Source organism: Ahrensia sp. R2A130, assembly GCF_000179775.1.
Taxonomy (GTDB): domain Bacteria; phylum Pseudomonadota; class Alphaproteobacteria; order Rhizobiales; family Rhizobiaceae; genus Pseudahrensia.
Genome location: NZ_AEEB01000016.1, coordinates 35,472 through 59,971 on the forward strand (window position 1 = coordinate 35,472; position 24,500 = coordinate 59,971).

The 24,500-nt window shown below is 57.7% G+C and carries 19 protein-coding genes and 1 pseudogene; 10 read left to right on the top strand and 10 right to left on the bottom strand.

The features are described from left to right. Positions 1-3 precede the first annotated feature (3 nt). Together rsmI and R2A130_RS08870 are read left to right on the top strand one after the other, a co-directional pair. Positions 4-885 (top strand): 16S rRNA (cytidine(1402)-2'-O)-methyltransferase, encoded by an 882-nt coding sequence (rsmI, locus tag R2A130_RS08865; protein ID WP_009464723.1) that lies wholly within the window; start codon positions 4-6, stop codon positions 883-885. Further along, positions 882-1,247 (top strand): YraN family protein, encoded by a 366-nt coding sequence (locus R2A130_RS08870; protein ID WP_009464724.1) that lies wholly within the window; start codon positions 882-884, stop codon positions 1,245-1,247. Before rsmI ends, R2A130_RS08870 begins: the two co-directional genes overlap by 4 nt. 1 nt (position 1,248) lies before the next feature. Here the strand turns inward: R2A130_RS08870 and R2A130_RS08875 are convergent, their stop codons facing one another. Beyond that, on the bottom strand, positions 1,249-1,857 hold the full coding sequence (locus tag R2A130_RS08875) for a CDP-alcohol phosphatidyltransferase family protein (protein ID WP_009464725.1): 609 nt from the start codon (positions 1,855-1,857) through the stop codon (positions 1,249-1,251). Between the two features lie 112 nt (positions 1,858-1,969). Here R2A130_RS08875 and apaG point away from each other — a divergent pair, with 112 nt between their 5' ends. Both apaG and R2A130_RS08885 read left to right on the top strand, forming a co-directional pair. Then, on the top strand, positions 1,970-2,374 hold the full coding sequence (gene apaG / locus R2A130_RS08880) for a Co2+/Mg2+ efflux protein ApaG (protein WP_009464726.1): 405 nt from the start codon (positions 1,970-1,972) through the stop codon (positions 2,372-2,374). A 12-nt stretch (positions 2,375-2,386) separates the two neighbouring features. Continuing rightward, on the top strand, positions 2,387-3,904 hold the full coding sequence (locus R2A130_RS08885; RefSeq protein ID WP_009464727.1) for a TrkH family potassium uptake protein: 1,518 nt from the start codon (positions 2,387-2,389) through the stop codon (positions 3,902-3,904). Positions 3,905-3,910: 6 nt separating this feature from the next. On the opposite strand, the gene R2A130_RS08890 is transcribed toward R2A130_RS08885, so the two are convergent. The 4 genes from R2A130_RS08890 to R2A130_RS08905 form a co-directional block, all read right to left on the bottom strand. Further along, positions 3,911-7,411, bottom strand: coding sequence for an efflux RND transporter permease subunit (locus R2A130_RS08890; RefSeq protein WP_009464728.1), 3,501 nt, complete (start codon positions 7,409-7,411; stop codon positions 3,911-3,913). Between the two features lie 3 nt (positions 7,412-7,414). Continuing rightward, positions 7,415-9,016: an efflux RND transporter periplasmic adaptor subunit gene (locus tag R2A130_RS08895; RefSeq protein ID WP_009464730.1), complete on the bottom strand. Its 1,602-nt coding sequence runs from the start codon at positions 9,014-9,016 to the stop codon at positions 7,415-7,417. 160 nt (positions 9,017-9,176) lie between these two features. Then, positions 9,177-10,205, bottom strand: a complete 1,029-nt coding sequence (locus tag R2A130_RS08900; RefSeq protein WP_009464731.1) for an Hsp33 family molecular chaperone — start codon at positions 10,203-10,205, stop codon at positions 9,177-9,179. A 228-nt stretch (positions 10,206-10,433) separates the two neighbouring features. Next, positions 10,434-11,273, bottom strand: a complete 840-nt coding sequence (locus R2A130_RS08905) for a MoxR family ATPase (protein ID WP_009464733.1) — start codon at positions 11,271-11,273, stop codon at positions 10,434-10,436. A gap of 147 nt (positions 11,274-11,420) precedes the next feature. Here R2A130_RS08905 and R2A130_RS17550 point away from each other — a divergent pair, with 147 nt between their 5' ends. Continuing rightward, on the top strand, positions 11,421-11,969 hold the full coding sequence (locus tag R2A130_RS17550; RefSeq protein ID WP_009464734.1) for a peptidoglycan-binding protein: 549 nt from the start codon (positions 11,421-11,423) through the stop codon (positions 11,967-11,969). 155 nt (positions 11,970-12,124) lie between these two features. Here the strand turns inward: R2A130_RS17550 and R2A130_RS08915 are convergent. The 4 genes and pseudogenes from R2A130_RS08915 to cmk form a co-directional block, all read right to left on the bottom strand. After that, a pseudogene (locus tag R2A130_RS08915) lies at positions 12,125-12,457 on the bottom strand (septal ring lytic transglycosylase RlpA family protein); the annotation flags it as partial. Positions 12,458-12,586: 129 nt separating this feature from the next. Next, positions 12,587-14,524, bottom strand: coding sequence for an adenylate/guanylate cyclase domain-containing protein (locus tag R2A130_RS17555; RefSeq protein WP_009464736.1), 1,938 nt, complete (start codon positions 14,522-14,524; stop codon positions 12,587-12,589). Between the two features lie 252 nt (positions 14,525-14,776). Further along, entirely contained in the window at positions 14,777-16,480 is a 1,704-nt protein-coding gene (rpsA, locus tag R2A130_RS08925; RefSeq protein ID WP_009464737.1) for a 30S ribosomal protein S1, read from the bottom strand. A 274-nt stretch (positions 16,481-16,754) separates the two neighbouring features. Further along, positions 16,755-17,399, bottom strand: a complete 645-nt coding sequence (cmk, locus tag R2A130_RS08930; protein ID WP_009464738.1) for a (d)CMP kinase — start codon at positions 17,397-17,399, stop codon at positions 16,755-16,757. Positions 17,400-17,570: 171 nt separating this feature from the next. On the opposite strand from cmk, the gene R2A130_RS08935 reads away from it, so the two are divergent. From R2A130_RS08935 to accD, 5 genes are all read left to right on the top strand, one after another. After that, positions 17,571-19,481: a PhoX family phosphatase gene (locus tag R2A130_RS08935; protein ID WP_009464740.1), complete on the top strand. Its 1,911-nt coding sequence runs from the start codon at positions 17,571-17,573 to the stop codon at positions 19,479-19,481. Between the two features lie 121 nt (positions 19,482-19,602). Continuing rightward, complete coding sequence (locus tag R2A130_RS08940; RefSeq protein ID WP_156798460.1) at positions 19,603-19,914, top strand: hypothetical protein; 312 nt, start codon at positions 19,603-19,605, stop codon at positions 19,912-19,914. Between the two features lie 184 nt (positions 19,915-20,098). Beyond that, positions 20,099-20,875: a bifunctional demethylmenaquinone methyltransferase/2-methoxy-6-polyprenyl-1,4-benzoquinol methylase UbiE gene (ubiE, locus tag R2A130_RS08945; protein ID WP_009464742.1), complete on the top strand. Its 777-nt coding sequence runs from the start codon at positions 20,099-20,101 to the stop codon at positions 20,873-20,875. Between the two features lie 6 nt (positions 20,876-20,881). Further along, entirely contained in the window at positions 20,882-22,459 is a 1,578-nt protein-coding gene (ubiB, locus tag R2A130_RS08950) for a 2-polyprenylphenol 6-hydroxylase (RefSeq protein WP_040305546.1), read from the top strand. A gap of 99 nt (positions 22,460-22,558) precedes the next feature. After that, positions 22,559-23,581, top strand: coding sequence for an acetyl-CoA carboxylase, carboxyltransferase subunit beta (gene accD, locus R2A130_RS08955; RefSeq protein ID WP_009464744.1), 1,023 nt, complete (start codon positions 22,559-22,561; stop codon positions 23,579-23,581). Here accD and R2A130_RS08960 read toward each other — a convergent pair. Continuing rightward, positions 23,578-24,480, bottom strand: coding sequence for a DMT family transporter (locus R2A130_RS08960; protein WP_009464745.1), 903 nt, complete (start codon positions 24,478-24,480; stop codon positions 23,578-23,580). The two genes, accD and R2A130_RS08960, sit on opposite strands and share 4 nt — an antisense overlap. Positions 24,481-24,500 lie beyond the last annotated feature (20 nt).

Consider the following 24,500-nt stretch of genomic DNA (forward strand, 5'->3'; position numbering starts at 1 on the left):
GGTTTGAACGCTACCTTCACGATCCGCGATCACACGTTACATGCTCCGTCGCTACCGGCAGGGCTATATCCGGTCGCCACGCCCATCGGCAATCTGGGCGACATAACATTGCGCGCTTTGGAAACGCTGGCGGCTGCGGACGTGATAGCCTGTGAGGACACACGGACCAGTGGAGTTCTGCTGAAGCGCTACGGGATCGACGGTAAGCGTGTCTCCTATAACGAGCACAACGCCGCCGAACGCGGCCCGGATCTGTTGCGTCAGATCGAAGCCGGTGCGTCTGTTGCGCTCATCAGCGATGCCGGAACACCGCTCGTCAGCGACCCCGGCCTGCGGCTGGTGCGCGACTGCGCTGCCGCTGGACTGACCGTGGTGCCATTGCCGGGCGCAAGCGCACCGCTGGCCGCATTGGTTGGCAGTGGCTTGGGTGAGGGGGAGTTCCGTTTCGTCGGTTTCCTGCCCAACAAACAGCAGGCCCGCCGCAGCCGGTTGGATGAACTGAAGGCAGACGCTGCAACACTGGTTCTCTTTGAAAGCCCTAACCGCATCGTCGATATGCTGACGGACGCCGCTGAAGTCTTTGGCTCTGAAAGGCCTGCCGTGGTCGCCCGCGAATTGACGAAAATGCACGAGACATTCCATCGCGGAAACCTAGTCGAACTGGCTGAAGAGTTTTCGCAGATGGAACGCGTTCGGGGCGAAATTGCTCTCGTCATCGCACCCGCTCCACCGGCAGAATTCAACACTTCCGACACCGATGACTTGCTGCGAAACGCGTTGGTCGAGATGAAGACCAAAGATGCGGCAGCTCATGTCGCGGCGCTCACCGGTGAACCGCGCCAGGCGCTCTACGCCCGCGCGTTGGCCATGAAGAACGAGCGGTGAGACACAAACCTCAAGATGCCCGTCTTGCGGCCTATCGCAAAGGCCATCGTGCCGAGTGGCTGGCGCTGATCGCGCTTATATTTAAAGGCTACCGCCCCGTTGCCCGCCGTGCGCGAAACACGTTTGGTGAAATCGACCTGATCGTTCGAAAGGGTGCGCTTATCGTCTTCGTTGAAGTGAAAGCGCGCGTAAGTGAGGGCGAAGCGTTGGACGCTGTTGGCTACGCCGCCCAAAGACGCATCGAGGCCGCAGGCGAACAGTGGATTGCCGAACAAGCTGATGCCGCAAAACTGAACTGGCGCTTCGATGTCGTGGCCGTGAAACCATGGAAATGGCCCGTTCATTTTATCGACGTTTGGTGAATTAGCCGAACGTCCGATACGCCATCAAGAAGCGGGAGATCGTGGTCCACACCACCATCGCGGCATAGATATAGGCCAACACGGCAAACCAACCCGGCAGCAAACAGAACAGCACGAACGCGCAGATCGTCTCCGTCGCTTCAGTCAAACCCACCGTGTAGAGCAGGCTTTTGGAGCCGCGCTCGTCTTCCGCCAACCCCTGCTTTTCCGCCATCAGGGCGAAGGTCAGAAAGCTTGCGCCGTTGACGTAGAAGGTGAACAGCAGCACTGCGCCAGCGACAGCGTTGGCGGCTGGATCAAGGATGATAAAGGCCAATGGAATTGCGCCGTAAAAAGCGAAGTCCAGCACGATATCGAGAAAGCCGCCGAGGTCTGTTCCGCCTCCGGAATGCCTCGCGACCGCACCGTCCAGGCCATCGCAAATACGCGACACCAACAACATCACCGCGCCGGTCCATAGCCAGCCGAATGCAATCAACGCAGCTGCCAGCATGCCAAGCGCAAATCCGCTCCAGGTTACGCCATTCGCCGTCATGCCTGTCGCGGCCAGCCGAGCTGCACCACGGTTCAGCCACGGGTCGATGTGGCGTCGTATGGATGTGTCCAGCATGTTACAAACTCCTCGCGCCCGCATGTGTGACGGGCAAGCGCATTGATGGCTTTCCCTTGTGGGTCTATCAAGTCGTGATGTGCAAAACCCGCGACCCTTTGGAATGCCTGCGATGAGCGGAATTTATGAAGCCACCACCCACGGCATACGTGTCACCGTGCAACCGCAATATCTCGAAGAGCGGTCATCGCCACATGAAGGGCAATGGGTGTGGGCCTATGAGGTGAAGTTGGAAAACCTCGGTCAGGACACGGTGAAACTGCTGACGCGGCAATGGCTCATCATCGACGCCAACGGCACACGCGAGGAAGTGCGTGGCGATGGTGTTGTGGGCGACCAGCCCATGCTGAACCCCGGCGACGAATACACCTACACATCGGGTTGTCCGTTGAAGACGCCGTCCGGTTTCATGTCGGGCAGCTACGGAATGGTGGATGGGGAAGGGCAAGGTTTTGATGTCGAGATCCCGGCCTTTTCTCTCGATTTGCCCCACGCCACCGGTCGTGCGTTGAACTGATGTGACCAACCGATGACCCCGTTCGACGAAGAGGCAGCACCGCAAAACCGCTGGACACCTGCGCCCGCTGGTGCCCGCGCGTTCATCGACCCGCGACCGATTGTACTCGTCATCGGGGCGCTGGTGTTCATGCTGGGTGCTGCGATGTTGCTGCCAGCGTTTGCAGACTTCATCGTGGGCGATGCCGACTGGCAGATTTTTGGCCTGTCCTCGCTGTTCACCATGTCTTGTGGCGGGGTGATGTTTCTCGCCACACGCGGGTCCGGCCAAGGCCTGTCCACCCGACAAGCCTTTGTGATGACCGCTTTGGTTTGGGTGATGCTCGCCCTTTTCGCGTCACTTCCCTTCTACTGGTCCGGTGTGGTGCCTAGCTTCACCGACGCCTATTTTGAAAGCATCTCCGGCCTTACCACCACCGGTGCCACTGTGATGACGGGGCTGGATGATATGCCGCCGGGCATTTTGCTCTGGCGGGGCATCATGCAGTGGCTTGGTGGATTGGGCATCATCGTCATGGCCGTGTCCGTTCTGCCCATGTTGCAGATCGGCGGTATGCAGCTGTTCAAGGCGGAAGCCTTCGATACGCCTGAAAAAATCCTGCCCCGCGCGCAGCAGATTTCCGGTTTCATGACGTTGATCTTCCTCAACCTCACCGGTCTGTGCATGTTGGCTTATCTGATGGCGGGTATGAGTTTTCTCGATGCGCTGGTGCATGCGATGACCACGGTAGCAACCGGCGGCTTCTCCACGCGCGATGCTTCATTGGGCTATTTCGACAGCACCGCAATCGATATGATCGCAACCACATTTATGGTGGTCGGTTCACTGCCATTCCTGCTGTATGTGCAAGCGCTGCAGGGCAGTTGGAAACCGCTGGGTACGGACGGCCAGGTACGTGCTTTCCTAACTCTTCTATGCGGAACCATCATCTTCGCGTGGTCGCTGGAAATCGCCTACGGCGTACGTGCCGGTTGGGAAGCGCTGCGCTTTGCCACTGTCAATGTGACGTCGATTCTCACAGGTACAGGTTACGCCACCACGGCTTACGATGGTTGGGGGCCAGCGGCGGTGGCGTTCTTTTTCTTCCTCATGTTCATCGGCGGCTGCGCCGGTTCCACATCCTGCGGCATCAAGATTTTCCGCTTTCAGGTGCTGTTTCAAAACGTGAAGCAACACTTGGCACAGGTGCTTTACCCCAACGGCATCTTCACCCAGAAATTCAACGGTCGCCCCATCGCTGATGATGTGACGTCGGCTGTGATGAGCTTTTTCTTCCTCTATATTTTCACATTTGCAGTCTCAGCCACCGCACTGTCCATCGCTGGTGTTGATACGTTGACCGCCTTGTCGGGTGCAGGTTCTGCCATCTCGAATGTCGGTCCGGGTTTGGGCGCGCTCATCGGGCCAGCGGGCAATTACCAACCGTTGCCGGATGTGGCGAAGTGGATATTGCTCATAACAATGCTGATCGGGCGGTTGGAATTGTTCACAGTTCTGGTCATTTTAAGCCCACGTTTCTGGCGGGCTTAAAGAACTTCATTCGGCTGGCATAAGTCCAACCGGTTCACCCTTGCGGCCCTGCCGTTTGGACGAACCGAACAGCGCCCGCATGCCGTTGCCGATGTCATCGCCAATACCGATGAAAGCTGGAACTAGGAAGAGCACCAAAATCGTAGCCGACGCCAAGCCGAACACCATGGTGGTCGCCATGGGCAGCAGGAACTGCGCTTGCAGGCTTTTTTCAAACATCAGTGGAACAAGGCCGCCGATGGTGGTGAGCGAGGTGAGCAGCACGGCGCGCAAACGGTCGCGGCTGGCACCGATAGCAGCCTCGGACGGCTCATCACCCCCGTTCAAACGCTCGTCCAAACGGGTGACCAAAATGATGGAGTCGTTGACCAAAATACCGGCCAATCCCAACAGTCCGATGAAAGACAGGATGGTTAGTTTAATGCCGATGAGATAGTGCCCATAGACCGCGCCGACCACGCCGAACGGAATGATGAGCATCACCGCCAGCGGGCGCCAATAGCTCGCAAACACCCAGGCCAGCACGATATAGATGATCGATAGCGCAATGATCGCGCCGATTTGTAGGTCGGCAAACGCTTCGCGCCGCTCTTCATCGCGCCCTGAATATTTGTAGTCGATGCCGAACCGATCAACGATTGCCGGTAGGCCGGATGCCTCCAGTGCTGCGATGGCCTCCTCGGTGGAGGACACGTTCGTATCGATATCTGCAGTCACGGATACATTGGTTTTCCCATCGATCCGTTCGATAGCGGCAAAGCCTTGTTTCTCGGAAATCGACACGACTTCGGATAATGGCACGAAATCGCCTGCGGGGCTTTTCAGCTCAAAGTTCCGCAACGCTGCGGTACCGGCTTCGCGCATGACTTTGGAAACACGAATGGTCACCTCATCATCGCCATCGGCAAATTTGCGCGGAATTGCCCCCTCAAATGCGTTGCGCAATTGGCGGCCGACATTGTCGGTGCTGAAGCCTAGCGCGGCACCGCGCGGTAAAAGCTGCATCGTGAGCTCCGGCTTGCCATAAGCAAGGTCGTCAGCAGCACCTGATACACCCGTAATCTGCGCGACCAAAGGTACGATAGCGGTCGCAGCTCCTTTCAAGACAGCAGCGTCCGGCCCCTGCAGTTGAATGTCGATATCACGTCCCGGAGGACCGCCACGAGATTCGAAAATAGCGGCACGGCGAACACCTGCAATCTTCGGCATGGCGCGCCGCCAAGCCTTTGTAATTTCGGGCGTTCGCACGGTGCGGACTTCCGATGAGGTAAGCTGCACGCGGATGGAGGCGACGTTATCGCCGGTGGAGCGACCGGCCTGTCCGAGCGTGGCGAAGCTTGCAACGATCAGTTTTTCATCGCCGCCGGTAAGCTCCTGCTCGGCCTGCTTGAGTGCTGCTTCGATGCGGGTGATGGCATCAATGGCCTTGTCTTCAGGCATACCTGCGTTGAATACGAGGCGGGCGTTGATGTTTTCGGCCTCTGCAGACGGGAAGAAGACGAAACCCACCTTGCCACCGCCAATCATGCCCACCACGCCAACTGCAAACAGCGCGGCTGCGATCCCGATTGTCAGATAGCGGAAATGGTAAGTTCCGCGCACCATCTTGTCGAAGATGCCGTCGCGAAACCTGTTAAACTGCTTATCGAAACCACGGCGGAAGCGCCCGTCTTCGATAATGTCGCTGCGTCCGGCCTTCGCATCACGACGACGTTTCCAAACGCCCAGCAGCGCAAATATCGCCTCCATCGCAACTGATAGCGCGTAGGCGACGACCGCCAGTGCGCCGATAAACACCGGCCCGGAAACACTGGCGCGCTGCGCCTGAATGAAGTCCACCAACCCCTGCGCGGAACCCGGGAAAATTGGTAACGGTAGGTACCCTCTCACCCAACTCAACATGCCGTTGGAGAGTTCAACGAACCATCCACCCGAGCCCGGTTCGGCAACGGACGTGGCGAAAACCCCGATCAAAAGCGCCAGCGTAAACTGCCGCCAGTATGACCAACGACGTTTGACGCGCGGTTGCAGCGTATGGGCCAGATGGCCCGGCAGGATAAGGAAACACTCGACCAGCGAAGCGATGATCACGGCCATCACCACGATGGGCAGCACCCCCATGATCTGCCCGATACCGCCTTGAATAACAAGGATTGGTCCGAAGGCTGCAAGCGTGGTGATCATGGCAGCGGAGACCGGCGTCACCATCTGACCGGCGCCGTTTTCAGCGGCCTCGTATGGGCCGTCCCCGGCGGTAAAACGGGTGGCGGTGTGCTCACCCACCACAATTGCGTCATCCACGATGATACCCAACATCATGATGAGGCCGAACAGCGAGATCATGTTGATGGACTGACCCAGCAACCACATGATGCCGATGGTAGCGAGCATGGCGACGGGAATACCCGCAGCCACCCAAAATGCGATGCGTGCGTTCAGGAAGATGAACAGCACGGCGACGACGATCAACAAGCCACCAAGCCCGTTCGTCACCAGCAGCATGATGCGCTCGGTCAGCGCATTGGCTCGAATGTCGTATTGGTAAAGCTCCAGCCCGGCGGGCAGTTGGTCGGCCACTTCCGCAACATAGCTTTGCAACAGTTGGTTCGTGCGCAGCGTGTCGGCACTGTCCGCACGTTGAATTTCGATCTGAATTGCCGGTTTGCCAGCGATGAAGCCGCGAGGTTCGCCGTCTTTATAACCATCGGTGATGGTGGCAATATCGCCCAGCAGCACCTTCTCGCCACTGTCGAAACTTCGAACCTCCAGCGCGGCTAGCTCGCGAGGCGTCTCGGCTTCTGCAAGTGTGCGAAGCTGTTTTTCAACACTGCCTTCCATGTTTCCTGACGGCAGGTCGCGGGAGTTGGCCGAGATGGTATCGGAAACATCACCGATGGTGACGTTGAGCCGCCGCAACTCGCGTTCGGGAATATCTACATGCAGTTCACGGGTTCGCAGACCGGTGAAAATGATCTTGTCGATACCCCGTTCGATGAGGTCGTCGCGAATTTTCTTGGCGTAAAAGCGCAGGGCTGTTTCGGAAACATCGCCCGTCAGCGCCAGACGTGCCACGCGGTCGAAGCCTCGTGTTGATTGGCGCACAACCGGGGTTTCGGAATCCTCCGGCAAAAGCGTCACGGCCTTCACAGCCGTTTCCACCTCGCGCACCGCTTCCTTCATATCGACGCCGGTTTCGTATTCGATGCCGACGGATGCGATGCCTTCGCGCGCCCGCGATGTTAGCCTGTCGACGCCATCAAGATAGCGCAGTTCGGGTTCGAGAATTTCAAGGATACCCGCCTCTACATCTTCAGCACTCGCGCCGGACCATGCGACTGAAACTGTGACGACAGGTATTTCAATTTTCGGAAAAAACTGCGTGTTGATACGGCCTAGCGCAACAGCGCCGAAGATCACCATCAGCACCATGACGAGGTTGGCGGCGTTGCGATGCCGCGCGAACAGGCTGACGAGGCCGGAAGCTCCGCCGATTTGCCGGGTTACCATCGTCTAGTTCTCCACCTTGTCGGAGGCACGATATTTAGCGATCATCGCGCGTCGTTCTGGTGGGGGCAGGGCGCGAAAATCGTCGCGCGTCATGTCGTTGGCTTTCACGATTGCTGCGACTTCTTCAGGTGACGGGCGACCCTGCGGCGTGTCGATGCTTGCTGTTGGACGACCCTCGCCACTTTCCGGCCTGTCTTGGCCGCGAGGCGGATCGACATCACCTTCCTTGCGCACGTTCAACCCGGCGCTGACCTCGGTAATTCGCGTGATAAGAACCTCATCGCCCGGCTTAAGACCGGCAGTCACGATTGCGTTTTCGCCTTCAAATGCAGCGATTTCAACTGTCCGCTCTTCCAAAACGCCCTCCACCGCGATGTAAACGGTGTCGCGCCCATAAACGGCTTGGTCAGGGATTATAAATGCACCTTCAAAGGTGCGGTCTGGAACCTTCACTTCGACAAACGCGCCGGGGCGCAAGGTCACGCGGTGGTCTGCGTCACCGATCGAGGCGAACACCTCAACGCCACCACGGGCGGAGGCGATGTCAGCGCCCAGACGATCTATGGTGGCGGGCCATGTGTAACCCTTGCCACCGACTGTCCAAGTCACATCAACCGTGCGGTTGTTGAGGCCAACTTCGTCTGTTTGCAAGCGGCCATATTGCGCGTCGGTGAGCGTAAATTTCGCGTCCAAGGCATCTTCTTCGTAAAGCGAAACGACAACATCGTTGGCCGTTACATTGCGGCCAACTTGCGCGCTGCTCGTGCGCACCACGCCTGCAAACGGCGCTTTTAGAACGGTGGATTCCACGTTGCGCTGGGCCTGTGCAACGCGCCATTCAAGCCGCGCCAACGATGCGCGAAGCTGTTCCAGACGCGCTTCCTGCACCGCAATCGTATCACGAGCCAAAGCCAATTGCTGTTCGCGTTGGCTTTGTACGAGACGCCGCGCATCGAGCTGTTGTTGGGTGGAGGTGCCACGCTGGCGAAGTTGCTCGGCGCGCGCCACGTCATCTAAGGCAAATTTCAATTGCTCTTCTGCGGCGGAAAGCTTGCTCTGCTCCAGCGCGATTTGCGCTTCGTTTTCAGCAATACGTGCCTGCGCTTCGGCAAGGTTCGAACGTGCTTCTTGCAGGGCACCTTCAAATTCAAATGCGTCGATCGTCACCAGCGCATCACCCGCATCGACACGCGCACCGGCTTCCAGCTTGGGCGAAATGGCGACGACTTCGCCGGACACAAGTGAGCGCAAATCGATAGTGCGGGCGGCAACCGTCTGGCCGTAGGCGATGAAGTTGGGCTGAACATTCATGGCCTGCGCCACAACCGTTTCCACGGTATAGACAGGCTTAAAGGCGCGCCGCTGGCTCGGTTCCGGCTTGTCGGCCAACATGGCCTTGGTCATCACAAAGGCACCTGCCAAGACGCCGATCATCAAAACGGATTGGATGATGATGAGCGCACTGCGTTTCACGATAACGCCTGCGCGGCTCTCAGTTTTTTCGTGCGCTGCTGGAGACTTAACGTCCTGCGCAGAAAAAGCGGAAGGTACGGTATCCGTTGCCGGTACTGCATCCGTTTCAGTGCCGCTCACCTTGTCCAGCATGAAGCCATTTCCTGTTTAATGGCGCAATTGTGCGCCTGTTGAAACGGTCGAGGCTCCATTCGACCGACAGTTTTCTTTTAACCAATAGGACCTGAACCTAGCATGAAGGCGTAATCATGCCAGAACAGCTTTGTCGCAGACTGTCACACTCGTTAATGACTCAAGTAGCTTCCAGCGAGCTCAGATCATCAGGTGCAAAGCGGTAGCGTTTGGAGCAGAACTCGCAATCCACCTGAATGGCACCGTCTTCTGCGCTTTCGCCTTGTTGGTCAGCGGTGAGGCCTTCCAGCATACCGCGCACCTTATCTTCCGAGCAGCTGCAATCGTCCGCCACTTTTTGAGCGTCGAAAACGCGGACGCCGTGCTCGTTGAACAGGCGGAACAACAGGCGTTCCGGCTGCACTGCGGCGTCGGTCAGTTCGACATCGGCAATCGTGCCCATCAATGCGGTAGCTTCCAGCCAGGCGTCGTCGCCATCGTCGCCGTCGTCATCCACCGCGCCATCGCCGCCATGAAGGTCTTTCTGGCGCATGCGCTCTTCGCTGTCGGGCAGGAATTGCAGCAACACGCCACCGGCGGTCCAGCTATGGCTTGGGCCGTTACCTTCTGCGTTGCGGGTCAGCACTTCACCGACGCCAAGACGAATTTCGGTGGGGATCTGTTCCGACTGGCGGAAATAGCGCCGCGCTACTTCTTCAAGACCGATGCCGTCCAGTTGAACGATGCCCTGATAACGCTGGGTGTATTCGCCCTGATCGATGGTCATGCCGAGAATACCGGTGCCCAACAGCGAAGGGGCGTCAGTGTTGCCGGTGCGCACAGCCTCCGTCACCGCAGCCTCGTCGTAACGGGCATAAGCGCGGATGGAGCCGGGAGTGCGAAAGTCCGTCACGATCATCGAAACCGGACCATCGGTCTGGGTTTGTACGATGAATTTGCCTTCGAACTTCAGCGCTGTGCCAAGAAGAACTGTAAGCGTGATCGTCTCCGCCAATAGCCGTGCCACCACCACGGGGTAATCGTGACGGTCCAAAATGCTGTCGAGCATCGGGCCGAGCTGCACCGCACGACCACGCACATCAAGAGGTGCGACCGAGAACGGGATGACGGCATCTTGTCCGGCAAATTCAATGTTCAGATGAGCGCCTTCCGTTTGTCCAGAAGATACATGGATCGGGGTCTGCGCCATGGCGGGCCAACCTTGTTGTCGTGTGCTGAAGTGGCAGAGCTAAATGCCCTCGCCGTTACTGGTTATTTGGTTTGCTGGTTTGCAAGTTTCAAGTCGGCGGAAATTTCGCGTTTTGCCAAAGAGATTTGGTATTAGGTGACAGGCGGCGAAGAGCCGCCCGACGCATACGCGTCGCCCACGCGGAGCATCGGCGTAGCCGATTGCGTGAGCGCAAAAATCAGCAGCGATTCATCGCTGCGATCTGGCCATGAAAGCCAGCCGTTCGAACAGATGCACGTCCTGCTCGTTTTTCAGCAGTGCACCATGCAGCTTTGGCAGGGCGTTTTTGGCATCACCGCGCAGGGTGGCAGGGTCCACATCATCGGCCACCAGCAGGCGGATCCAGTCCAACGCTTCCGATGTCGAGGGCTTTTTCTTAAGCCCAGCCGTTTCGCGGATTTCGTAGAATTGCGTCAGCGCCTCGCGCACGAGGTTCTGCTTGATGCCGGGAAAATGCACGTCGACGATTTTCATCAGCACTTCAGCGTCAGGAAACGAGATGTAGTGGAAGAAGCAGCGGCGCAAAAATGCGTCCGGCAATTCCTTCTCATTGTTCGATGTGATGATCACGATGGGCCGGTGCTTGGCCTTCACCATACGATCCAGCTCGTAGACGTAGAACTCCATTTTATCGAGTTCCTGCAACAGGTCGTTGGGAAATTCGATGTCGGCCTTGTCGATCTCGTCGATCAGCAACACCACCTTGCCGTCAGCCTCGAAAGCCTCCCACATCTTGCCTTTTTTGATGTAGTTGCCGATGTCGGCCACGCCCGCTTCGCCCAACTGGCTGTCGCGCAGGCGGGACACAGCGTCATATTCGTAAAGACCTTGCTGTGCCTTGGTGGTGGATTTGATATTCCACTCCATAAGCGGTAGGCCAAGCGCTTGCGCGATCTGGATAGCGAGTTCGGTCTTACCCGTGCCGGGTTCACCCTTCACCAACAGTGGTCGTTCCAGCGTGATTGCGGCGTTCACGGCAGTCGTTAGGTCTTGTCCGGCAACGTAGTCTGCGGTTCCGGTAAATTGCATATTATGTCTTCCGGCTGCGATAGTTTTCGCCTGCCTCTTACCCGTGGCACGGCAAATAGCGCAACCGCATGGCATTAACTGCGTTGTTGTCGCACCAAAGCGTACCTATATCGGGTGCACTAACAACAACTTGTCGAAAGGAATCCAATGTCGATTCTGAAAAAGGGTATGAAGGGCGCACCCGTAAAGCGCCTTCAGGAAAAACTTGGCGTAGGTGCTGACGGCGATTTTGGTCCCGGTACGCAGAAAGCTGTGATGGACTTTCAGAAGGCCAATGGCTTGTCTGTCGACGGCATTGCTGGTCCAGACACATTCACCGCAATGGGTCTTGATGAGCTGGTGTTGCTGCGCGTCGGTTCGCGTGGCGAGCAGGTGAAAAAGTTGCAAGCTGCGCTCGGTGCTTCTGCGGACGGCATTTTCGGATCCGGCACAAAGCAGGCTGTGATGGACTACCAAAAAGCCAACGGTCTGGCAGTGGACGGCATGGCTGGCCCATCGACACTGGCCACCATGGATGCTTTCGATACCATGGATGCGTCAGTCGTCTCCCGCGCTGAAATTACGCCGGAAGAAGAAGCTGCATTCGACGGCGAAGATCTTCCAGAAATCTCCGGCAGCGATGCCGTTCAGGGTTCCGCTGGCGAAGTTGCTCCCAAAAAGTCCCTATGGGGTAAAGTCAAAGGTTGGTTCGGCTAAACGCCAAACATCCTGCGGTTCTAGCTTCCAGCTAGAGCGACGACGATTTCATCAGGGCTCGCCACCATCGTGGCGGGCCTTTTTGTTGGCAGTGCGATACGCGCCAGTTTTTTAAGCTGCGGCCACTGTGGCTGGACACCGACCGCCGTATTGCGTGATACGCGCTGAATCCGAACTTTAGCATGGCCGCGACCGATAAAGCCCAGCTTGCGCGCAGCACCTTTCGACACATCCAGAATGCGACCCTTAGCGAAGGGACCACGATCATTCACCCGCACGATAACCGAGCGGTTGTTGTGCAGATTTGTGACTTTGATTTTCGTGCCGAAGGGCAGCTTGCGGTGCGCTGCCGTCATGCGGCTGGAGTTCATGCGCTCGCCACTGGCGGTCATGTTTCCGTCCAGCGCATACCACGAGGCCGAGCCGGTTTGCGCTGCAGCAGGCGTGATGATGGCGAGCGCGAGGGCTGCGGTGAGAGCGATTTTCATAGCGGATGGTCCGGAACAGCGTTGTTGAACGCGCCACTGACCCTCAAATGTGTCGCCCATATGGACGAAACGTCCGGTGCCTATCAACGATTGTTGCAGCGTGAGAAGCGGCGGGAGCGGTCGTTCAAACTAGCCTGTCCAACCCGCCAACCGCATGCCTTCCACCAGCTTGTCGAAATTGCGCCTGCGCACGAAGGGAACGCCGGCTTCCAGCGCTGGCATCGTATAGCCTGGCAAAATGCGTTCGCTCTCTGCCATGGCCTGCCGCGCCCGTTCAGGGTTGCCGGCCAAGGCTTCGGAAGCTGCGAGCAGGTGGTGGTGGAAAAACCAGTCGGGGCGTTTGGCAGCGCTTTCGCGGGCAAAATCGGCCGCTGCCGCAAAGTCTCCCTCGACGAAGGACGCAAGTGCCAGCGAATAAACCCAAAGGCTGATGTGAGGATCGGACGGTGATAACGCTATGGCGCGAAGGGCGGCGCGGCGCGCAGCCTCAGGCTGGTCGTCCAACGCGGAAAGCCGCGCGATCTCGCCCAGCGCACTGGCAAAATTCGGGTTGAGCTCCAGTGCACGCCGTTCAGCCGCAAGCGCTGGTCCAACATCACCGATCAGCGAAAGGGCAGTCCCCAGCGTGAAATGCGCGTTGGGGTTCGTGTCGTCTCTGTTCACCGCAAGCCGCGCCAGTCGCAGCGCTTCGGCAGCCTGTTTTTCTGGGTCTTCAGCCCAACCTGTCCAAGCTTGCGTCATGTGGCAGAAGGAAAGCAGCGCCAGAATTTGCGCGCTGTCCGGCTCCAGCTGCAAAGCTTTTTCGGCGCACACCATCGCGGAACGCACATGGCGGGGCGACCCGCGCCAAAAATGCCAGCGCGCCCGCATCAACAGATCCCACGACGACATATCGCGCGGACGGGTATCGGCGGCACGTTCTGTTTCGTGGCGCAGAAATTCCGGTTCGATCATCGCCACGATTAGCGTGGTGATCTCGTCCTGAATGTCGAAAATGTTGCCATCGCGCCGGTCGTAATTTTCCGACCAGACCGTCGTGCCGGTGGGGCACTCTACGAGTGAGGCGGACACCCGCATCATGGTGCCTGCCGAGCGAATGCGTCCCTTCAGCAGGTAGCGAACACCAAGGTCGCGGGCGATTTCGTTATCGGCCCAAGTGGCTTCCGAATAGTTGAGCGAAGAGCGCGGCGAGATAACTTTCAGCCAGTTGGAACGCGACAGGGCATCGGCAATATCGGACGCCATGCCCATGGCCATATAGGCGTCTTCTTCTTTGTCCATGCGGCTGCCCGGCGGCACTTCGAACGGCAGCACTGCGATACCGCGCGCATTGTCGAACCAGTGGTCGCCTTCTTCTCCACTCGTTGCGTCTCGGTCGTTGCCATCCTTGGCATCGTAAGACGCTGCCAGACGCGCTGATGGCTCCATGATGATCTCGTCACCTTCGGCGACCCGATAGACGCGTACAGGGTCCGACATGCCTTTGACGACGCGAAAGCCCATATCGATGAAACGGTGGATGTTCGAGCCGCTGACTTGCCGGTGCGCTTCGCCGTCAATGTTGATCGAGCCGGGTTCTGCCATCTGCTGCAACCGTGCAGCTATATTCACCTTCGGGCCGGAAATCAGATGCTCCTCCTGCAACACGTTGCCGAAGGATACGCCGCAACGAAAACGCATCCGGTGGTCCACGGGCAGTTCTTCGTTCGCTTCAAGAACAGATGTTTGAAAGGTCGTCATGCCTTCCAGTGCGGAAGCGACGCTGGAGAATTCGGCGAACATGCCGTCGCCTGCCGTATCGATGATGCGACCGCCGTTGCACTCCACCAATTCGCCGAGATTACGGAAGTGCTTTGCCAGTCGCTTACGGGTCTCTTTAGGAGCTTTTTCCACGCTGGTAGAATATCCAACCGCATCGACGAAGACAGGACAGGACTGTTTCCATGTGTAACCGTCCGGGTCATTTTGGGCAGCAGTTGCAGAAGGTGTGTCAGCAGCAGCTTGACGCGCTTGCTCTTCCGCCTTCGTGTCGCGCAACTTTCCTGCGCCTGTTTGCCGGTCGTCCATAGTCGCCACCCCAGTGCGAAACCGGTTCTACGCAACGTTCGCCCCGCCACGGTTAAACCGGACATTCTCCACCAAAGAAGATGCCTCGCTTATACATTAAGCTAGCACAGGTTGTGCGGTGCACAACGGTCTTGACGTAACAGATTGCTTTGCTGACAGGATTTGTCATCGTCGCAGGCTATGGGTTTAAAAGCACAAAGGGCTCGCAGCTTGCGCTGCGAGCCCTTCGAATGTTTGTTCAAACAGCTAAATTTAGCTGTCGCTGCCGTCGCGGTCTTTCAGGGCTGCGCCCAGAATGTCGCCCAGCGATGCACCGGAATCGGATGAACCGAACTGTGCCACGGCTTCTTTCTCTTCGGCGATTTCCAGCGCCTTGACGGAGAGGTTGGCCTTGCGCGTCTTGCGGTCGTACTGCGTGACGCGGGCATCGATCTTCTGACCGACGGAGAAACGCTCGGGGCGCTGCTCGTCGCGGTCGCGGGACAGGTCGCCACGACGGATGAAGGCTTCGATGTCGGTGTCGACGATACGGGTCTCGAGACCACCATCGGTGACTTTCATCACCTCGGTCGTAACGATTGCGTTGCGGCGGATTTCACCGGTGTCAGCGCCAGCATTGTCGGCACCATCAAGCTGTTTGATGCCGAGCGAGATGCGCTCTTTATCAACATCAACGTCGAGCACGACGGCTTTCACCATGTCGCCCTTGTTGAAGTCTTCGATGGCTTCTTCGCCGGAGCGTGACCAATCCAGATCGGAAAGGTGAACCATGCCGTCCACATCGCCGTCGAGACCGATGAACAGACCGAATTCGGTCTTGTTCTTGACCTCGCCTTCGACAACCGTACCGGCTGGGTACTGGTCGGCGAAAGTGTCCCAGGGATTGGACAGGTTCTGCTTGAGACCAAGCGAGATACGACGCTTGCCCGGGTCCACTTCCAGCACGATGACTTCGACTTCCTGAGAAGTCGCGACGATCTTGCCGGGATGGACGTTCTTTTTCGTCCAGGACATTTCGGACACGTGGATCAGGCCTTCGATGCCTGGTTCCAGCTCAACAAATGCACCGTAGTCGGTGATGTTGGTGATGCGGCCGTTGACCTTCGTATCGTTTGGATACTTGGCACCGATCGAATCCCATGGATCCGATTCCAGCTGCTTCATGCCCAGCGAGATGCGGTGGGTTTCCTGGTTCACACGAATGATCTGAACCTTGACCGTTTCACCGATCTGCAGGATTTCGGTCGGGTGGTTGACGCGACGCCAAGCCATGTCGGTGACATGGAGCAGGCCGTCGATGCCGCCGAGATCAACAAATGCACCGTAATCGGTGATGTTCTTGACCACACCTTCCACGATCTGGCCCTCTTCGAGGTTCTGAACGATTTCCGAACGCTGTTCTGCGCGGGTCTCTTCCAGAATGGCGCGACGGGAAACAACGATGTTGCCGCGACGACGGTCCATTTTCAAAATCTGGAAAGGCTGCGGCGTGTTCATCAGCGGTGTGACGTCGCGCACGGGGCGGATGTCGACCTGCGAACGCGGCAGGAATGCCGTGGCACCATCCAGATCGACGGTGAAACCGCCTTTGACCTGGTTGAAGATCTGGCCTTCGACCTTTTCTTCGGCTTCGAATTTCTTTTCGAGCTTGATCCAGCTCTCTTCACGACGGGCTTTGTCGCGCGACAGGACGGCTTCGCCCATCGCGTTTTCAACGCGCTCGAGGTAAACTTCGACGGTATCGCCGACTTTCAACGTGCTGGGCTGGCCCGGCAGGGAGAATTCTTTAAGCGCAACGCGGCCTTCGACTTTAAGACCGGCGTCGATGATCGCCATGTCTTTTTCGATGCCTGTAACGATGCCTTCGACAACGGTGCCTTCCTGAATGGATTGGGCTGCAAAGGATTCGTCGAGGAGGGCTGCGAAGTCCTCCATGGATGGGTTCATTTCTGACATTTAAGCTCCTGATCCGCGGCTCGTATCGGTTTGCGAGCGACGGAGGTGCACCGGGGTTGGTGTTGAAATAACCGAAACGGACGCCCCGTCGTCCCTTGGCGGGAAGACTGATCGGCCCTTCCACGAAGTGAAAAAGCCGCCGGGTGCGAAAGGCGCAAGAACGGTGTTTGTGCTGGTCGGGCCGGATCGCATTGTCGCAAATCAGACTAGGACAGAACCACGGGCGGACGTATCGGACCCGGGCACTCTGTCAGCGCATTTCAAAAGGACGGTTTCAGGACGCGCGAACGCGTTCCACGAAAGCCATAGCCGCATGAAACGCCGCTTCTATATCCATATGGGACGTATCCAGCAAGTGGGCATCTTCTGCAGGTCGAAGAGGGGAGTCCTCGCGGCCCATATCGCGGGCATCACGGGCTTCTATATCGGCGCGGATGGTTGCAAGTTCTGCAGTATCACCTCGTTCGCCGATTTCCGCCCAGCGTCGCCGCGCGCGTTCTTCAGCGGATGCTGTAATATAGAGCTTCACCTGCGCGTCGGGGCAAACCACGGTGCCGATATCACGCCCGTCCAACACGGCGCCCTTGCCTGAATTGGCAAAAGCCCGCTGCTGTTCCACAAGCGCCGTTCGCACCGAACTCATCACCGCAACTTTCGATGCGCCTTCACCAATGTGATGACGCGCCAGAACAGTACGGTCCAAAGCGCCTAGATCGATTGTCCGCGCCCGTGCTTCGGCAACCGCCTCATCATTGAGCGGTTCCCCCGCTTCCATCAATGCATGTGCCACAGCGCGATAGGTCAGCCCCGTATCAAGATGCGGCAACCCAAGCTCCGCCGCCAGCTTGCGCGAAATCGTGCCTTTGCCGGAAGCGGCAGGGCCGTCGATGGCGATGATGAAAGGGGTTTTCGAGATCATGTGCCTCATACGTTTGTTCAAAGTGGCAGATCGCGACTTGCCGCCACTGTAGCAGTGTCATCGTCTTGTCACGGTTCGGTCATGCGATTGCAACATCAGCCCCGCACTGAACGAGTGGACCAAACAACCCTGCCTACAAAACGCATCCGGCAGCCAATAGGAACAACCATCATGGACACCCTGCACGATTTTCACAAAGATGAAGAAATGACGTTCGATGACTACGACGAGATTATCAACCCGAAGCCGCAGGACAATGATTTCGACGCTGTGATCGAACGTTCTATCAGCCGTCGTGGTTTTCTTGGCGGCGTACTCGCCATGGGCTCGGTCGTTGCTATTGGCTCCGCTACCACGGCGCTGACACTGATTTCTGCTGAAGCAGCGAGCAAACGCTTCGGCTTTGAAGCCGTTTCGGCCAATACCACAGACGCAATCACCGTGCCGAAGGGCTACACATCCCACGTGGTTTCCCGCTGGGGCGACCCGCTGTTCTCGGATGTTGCCGAGTTCGACCCTGCCACACGCGGAACGCCAGAGACGCAGGCCCGTGCTGTCGGCGACAACAATGACGGCATGAGCGTCTTCGCCGATGGCGACCGCGACATCATGGTGTTGAACAATGAATACACCAACCGCTCTATCATCTGGGGCAACAATCCGGACGGCAAACCAGCATCGGATGCAGATATTGCCAAGGGTAAGGCTGCCCACGGCCTTACTGTTGCCGAAGTAAAACAGGGCGCAAACGGCTGGGAGATAGTGAAAGATTCGCCCGTAAACCGTCGCGTAACACCCGATACACCAATTGACATCACCGGCCCTGCGGCTGGCCACAATCTGCTGAAAACCGCAGCCGACCCCACAGGCACCAAAGCGCTGGGCACTTGGAACAATTGCGGCAATGGCGAGACGCCGTGGGGCACTTATCTGGCCTGTGAAGAGAACTTCAACGGCTATTTTTCTGCCGAAAACGAAGACCACAAGGTCTCCGACGAGCTGGCCCGCTACGGCGTGTCCGGCAAGGGCTGGGGTTATGGTTGGGCAAAAATTGATGAGCGCTTCGACGTTGCCAAGCATCCCAACGAAGCCAACCGCGTGGGCTATGTGGTGGAACTCGATCCACGCGATCCAAATTCCACGCCGAAAAAGCGTACCGGTCTTGGCCGTTTCAAGCACGAGAACGCTGAAGTTGTTCTCAATGCCGATGGCCGCGTCGTCGTCTATATGGGCGATGATGAGCGCGGCGAATTTCTCTACAAATTTGTATCCGATGGCGTCTACGCCGAAGGTGGTGACACCGAAGCGTTGCTCGATGAAGGCACGCTGTTTGCAGCTCAATTCGATGACACCGGTAGCGGTCGCTGGTTGGCGCTAACGCCGGAAACCACCGGCATGACCAAACCGGAAATCCACATCCATTCTCGTCAGGCTGCCTCCAAGGTTGGTGCAACGACCATGGACCGGCCGGAATGGGTAGCGGCCAATCCGTTAAAGGCTGAAATCTACTGCGCACTCACCAATAACAAGAACCGTGGTCTCAAGCCGAATGCAGGCGGCGACAACACACCTGTTGGCGGCCCAAACCCGCGCGAGGCCAACAATTACGGTCAGATCGTCCGCTGGCGCCCTGCCAACGGCGATCACGCATCGCCGTCGTTTACGTGGGATCTGTTCGTCATGGCGGGCAACCCGACGGTGCACAGCGATGCCTATGCCGGTTCGGCCAATATTAATGCAGGCAATATGTTCAACTCGCCTGATGGATTGATTTTCGATAGCAAAGGTCTGCTTTGGATACAGACAGACGGCAACTACACGAACGAAGACGATTTCGCGGGGCAGGGCAACAACCAGATGCTGGTTGGCGACCCGGCTTCGGGCGAAATTCGGCGTTTTCTTGTCGGCCCCAATGAAGCGGAGGTCACAGGTATGTCCTTCTCCGCAGACCGGAAAACGCTGTTCGTCGGCATCCAGCACCCCGGTGAAAAGGGCAACTCAAATTGGCCTGAAGGCGGTGACGCCGTGCCAAGGTCCTCCGTGGTTGCCATCCAGCGCGAAGACGGTGCCGCTATCGGTTAACTCCGCAATCTTTACCAAACCAGAAAAGGGTCATGTGCGGCATCACACAATGCATCAGCACTAATATTTTAAAGTAAGTGTTAGAGAGCGGTAATAATCTGATTTGCAATAATTTTGGGATTTGCAAATTCAATTTGTTATATTACAAAAGCCTTGCACAAATGACCATAAACAGCCTTTGGGGGATTACATGATCAGAACTCTAGCACTCGCCAGCATCACGGTGTTGGCACTTACCACCGCAGCAGCGGCTGGCAGTACAACCTTGAAAAAAGGCGGAAAGTCCGTCTCTCTATGGTGCAACAACAGCGGTTGTTACACAGCAGAGAAGCTGAGCTTCTTCAAAAAAGGGCCTCAGAAGCGTATCGGCCCCGGTGGCGCTGCCAATTTCCGCGCACAAAAAACAAAAATGAAAAAAGCTGGTTGGAAATAGTTTGTTTGCAAAACGGTCCATCGGGCCGTCGCAAACGATACGTGATGTTAAACGGGAGGTCGAAAGGCCTCCCGTTTTCTTTTTGATGGTGGCGTTTATGCAAGGCAGGAAGGCGGGTCTTGTCGCATGGTAACTGCGCGCCAAATGTCTTAGGTCAACGCGGACACTTAAAACGGGGCCGACCATGAACGACGAACGCAGCCGCGCCACTGGCGATATGGCCACATCTTACGGTTTCACACCTGTAGAAGACGGTGAAAAACAGCCGCTGGTGAACGAGGTTTTTCACTCCGTCGCCAAGAGTTACGATGTGATGAATGATGTCATGTCCATGGGCGTCCACCGGTTGTGGAAGTCCGCGATGGTCACGAAAGCTGCACCATCGAAAATCCGTCCGTGGCGCTCACTCGATGTGGCCGGCGGCACAGGTGATATCGCCTTTCGTTTGGTGGAAGCGTCCGACAAGAACGCCCACGTCACGGTGCTGGATATCAACGGCTCGATGCTGGATGTCGGTCGTGAGCGCGCCGAGAAAAACGGCCTCGCGCCGCATCTCGATTTTGTCGAAGCCAACGCGGAAGTTCTGCCCTTCGACGACAATTCTTTCGACGCTTACACGGTGGCATTCGGCATCCGCAACGTGCCGCATATGGACCGAGCGCTGGCCGAAGCCTATCGCGTCTTGAAGCCGGGCGGGCAGTTTCTGTGCCTTGAATTTTCCGAAGTCGACGTGCCGGGCCTCGACAAGTTTTACGACGCATGGTCCTTCAATGCGATCCCGCCCATCGGGCGCATGATTACGGGGGACGCTGAAAGCTACCAGTATCTGGTGGAATCGATCCGCAAATTCCCCAATCAGGAAGCCTTTGCCAAAGCCGTGCGCGAGGGTGGCTTCTCGCAGGTCAACTACCGCAACATGACCGGTGGTATCGCCGCGCTTCACACCGGCTGGAAAATCTAGACCGTGCTGACCAAGATCAGAGCCTGGTTTTCGCTCATCGCAGCCGTTTGGGTGCTCATGCGCGAAGGCGTCGTCACCGCACTGCCGGACGAAGGCGCACCTCCGCCTGTGGTGACGGCCAAACGCATCGCAAAGCTCATCGAACGCCGTCGCCCGCCCGGCACCACGCAGTCGAAAAAGCTGGGTGATGCACTGGGCCGTCTCGGCCCAAGCTGGGTGAAGCTCGGCCAGTTCCTTGCAACGCGGCCAGACATTGTGGGCAAGTCCATCGCGCACGATCTGGAACTCTTGCAGGATCGGATGGAATCCTTCCCGACGGATCAGGCGAAAGCTGCGATCCGCGCCACGCTGGGTAAGCCGGTGGACGTGTTGTTCACCAGTTTTGGCGAACCGATTGCTGCAGCCTCCATCGCGCAGGTTCATAAGGCCACGGTGCAGGGCAAAGACGGCAACACGCGCAACGTGGCGGTGAAGGTCATCCGCCCCGGCGTGCGCGAGCGTTTCGCTTGGGATTTGCACACATTCTATACGGCGGCCCGTTTCGTCGACCGCTGGTTCCCTGTCGCCCGCCGCCTGATGCTTGTCCAAAGCGTCGACATGCTGGCAGAATCGGCGCGGCTGGAAATGGAACTCCGTCTGGAAGCAGCGGCCTTTTCGGAAATGGCTGACAACACCAAAGACGACCCTGGCTTCCGCCTTCCCGCTATCGACTGGCAGCGCACCGGCCGCGATTGCGTGACCATGGAATGGGTCGACGGCATCAAGATGAACAATCACGCGGCACTGGTGGAATCGGGCCACGACCTGAACGCGGTGGCCGACAACCTCATTCAGTCTTTCCTGCGCCACGCCATCCGAGACGGCTTCTTCCACGCCGACATGCATCCGGGAAATCTGTTCCTCGACAAAGACGGCATCATCGTTGCTGTCGATCTAGGTATTGCGGGACGGCTGGGCAAACCTGAACGACGGTTCCTCGCAGAAATTCTCTACGGTTTCATCCGCAAGGATTATCGCCGCGTCGCCGAAGTTCATTTTGAGGCGGGTTACGTGCCGGGCGATAAGGACGTAGAAAGTTTTGCACAGGCGCTCCGTGCAGTCGGCGAGCCAATCTACGGCGCAACGGCGGAAGACATTGAAATGGGCGGCCTGCTTGCGCTGCTCTTCGACATCACCGAAGTCTTTGAAATGCGGACCCAGCCGCAGCTCCTGCTGCTGCAGAAAACCATGGTTGTGGTGGAAGGTGTTGCCCGCCGCCTCAACCCGGATTTCAACATGTGGCAGGCGGCCAAACCCGTGGTCATTCCGCAAGCGACCCGTCTCATCGGCCCTATCGGTCGTATCGATGAAGGTATCGAAGGCGTGAAAGCGTTCGGTCAGCTGGCGCGTCAGGCACCGGAACTCGCCAAGCGCGCCGAGCGCTTGTCCGTTGCGGTGGATTCGATGGCCGTGAACGGGCTGCATCTGGATGATGACACGATCAAACGTCTCGCCAAAGCCCAACGCCGAGAGCGCCGTTGGGACCGTGTTGCCCTATGGGTGATTGCGATTTCGGCGGCCATTTATACCGCTACTATCCTTTAACTCCCTTTGGCCTCTAAGTCCCTTTGGACATGCCACAATTGCTCTGGTAAGCCATATCGCTAGTCTGCCAACCAACACGACGCGCTTCTGGAGCCCCCGATGAACTGGATCACCAACTACGTCCGGCCGAAATTCGATTTTCTCGGTGGCCGCAAGGACATGCCGTCTGATCTTTGGGTCAAGGACCCGGATTCTGGTGAGATGGTGTTCCATGCCGATCTGGCAAAGAACCAATATGTCGTTCCGTCCTCCGGCCACCACATGGCGATCCGCGCCGGTGAACGGTTGAGCCATTTTTTCGATGACGGTCAGTATGAAAAATTCGAGCAGCCTGAAGTTGCCACCGATCCGCTGAAATTCCGCGACGAACGCCGCTACACCGACAAGCTGAAAGAGAACCGCCAGAAGACCGGTGAACAGGACACGATCCATTCCGGCCTCGGTCGTGTTCATGGTCAGCGGGTTACGGCCTGCGTGCAGGATTTCAAATTCATGGGTGGTTCGCTCGGCATGGCTGCGGGCGAGGCCATTATCTTCGCGATGGAAGAGGCGGTGCGCCGCAAAACGCCATTCGTGCTGTTTGCGGCATCAGGCGGCGCGCGCATGCAGGAGGGCGTTCTGTCACTCATGCAACTGCCGCGCACCACCGTCGCCGTGCAACTTCTGAAAGAGGCAGGCCTGCCTTACATCGTTGTACTCACCAACCCGACCACTGGCGGCGTTACCGCGTCCTACGCCATGCTGGGCGACATCCATATCGCAGAACCCGGCGCGCTCATCTGCTTCGCTGGCCCGCGTGTGATAGAGCAGACTATTCGCGAAAAATTGCCGGAAGGCTTTCAGCGCGCGGAATATCTGAAGGAACACGGGATGGTCGATATGGTGGTGCCGCGCACCGAGTTGAAGGACACGATCTCTGATCTACTCACCATTCTGATGCACCGCAAAAAGCGCGAGCCGGATGAAGACGAACAGGCAGATGAAGCACCGCAGGTAATGGGCGAAGATCTGACGCGAGCCCAAGAAAAACTCTCACAGGCAGGTGTTACTGCTGTCGCTGAAGAGCATGCCAACGATGTGACCGCGCCAATCGTCAAGGATATGGCCGCAAAGCCTGTTTAGACTTCCGGCACGACCACGGTTTCCGGTTTGGGCTGCACGAGAAACAGCCCGACCAATAGCAATGCAAGTGCTGCCCACAACCATGGCGAAGGCACTTCGCCCAACAATACCATGGACATCAGCACGCCCGAAGGCGTGACGAGATAGGCCACCTGCGCCGTGAACACCGGCCCCGCAGCGCCCACCATCCAGATATAGGTCAAATAGCCCGCCGCATGCATGAGGCAGACTGCGAGAAGAGCCAGTTCCACCTTACCGAAGCCCGCCATCGGGTCGATATAGGCATCGGTGGCGATAACCATCGGCGTCACGAGAAACAGGCCCGTAATGGATGCTCCGAGTAATGTGGCCACTGGCCCGGTGCCCTTCGGCGTGGCGGTGGCGACGTAATTTCCCTCCATGCCGTAGCAAAACGGGGCGATGAGCGCGATGAGGACCCATCCTGCCTTGGCCGGATCAGGCAGCGACCCTTGCGGCAAAACCAGCATCGCAATTGCAGTCGCACCGAGCACTACACCGATGGCGCGGCGAGGGGCGAAGCGTTCCACCCGCATCACCAATGCTACGAGCAACGAAAAAATGGGCACAAGCGCGATAACCAATGCCATGACAGATGCTGGCAGGCGGCTTGCGGCCATATAGGAAAACGAGTTCGGAATGATGGTTCCGATGATCGTTACCGTGGCGAAGAAAAACAAATGGCGCCGGTCGATGACGAGACGCGAGCCGCGAACAAGAGCCGCGATACCCAGCACCACGGTTGCGACCAACAACTGCCAGAATACCATGCCCAGCGGCGCATGGCCGCTAGATACGGCTATCTTCGTCAATGGGATCGACGCGCCCCACAACAAGCCGAGAAGAAACAGGACGGTGAAGAAGAACACGGTTCGAGACATGCTTCGCCTCTACCGCGCTT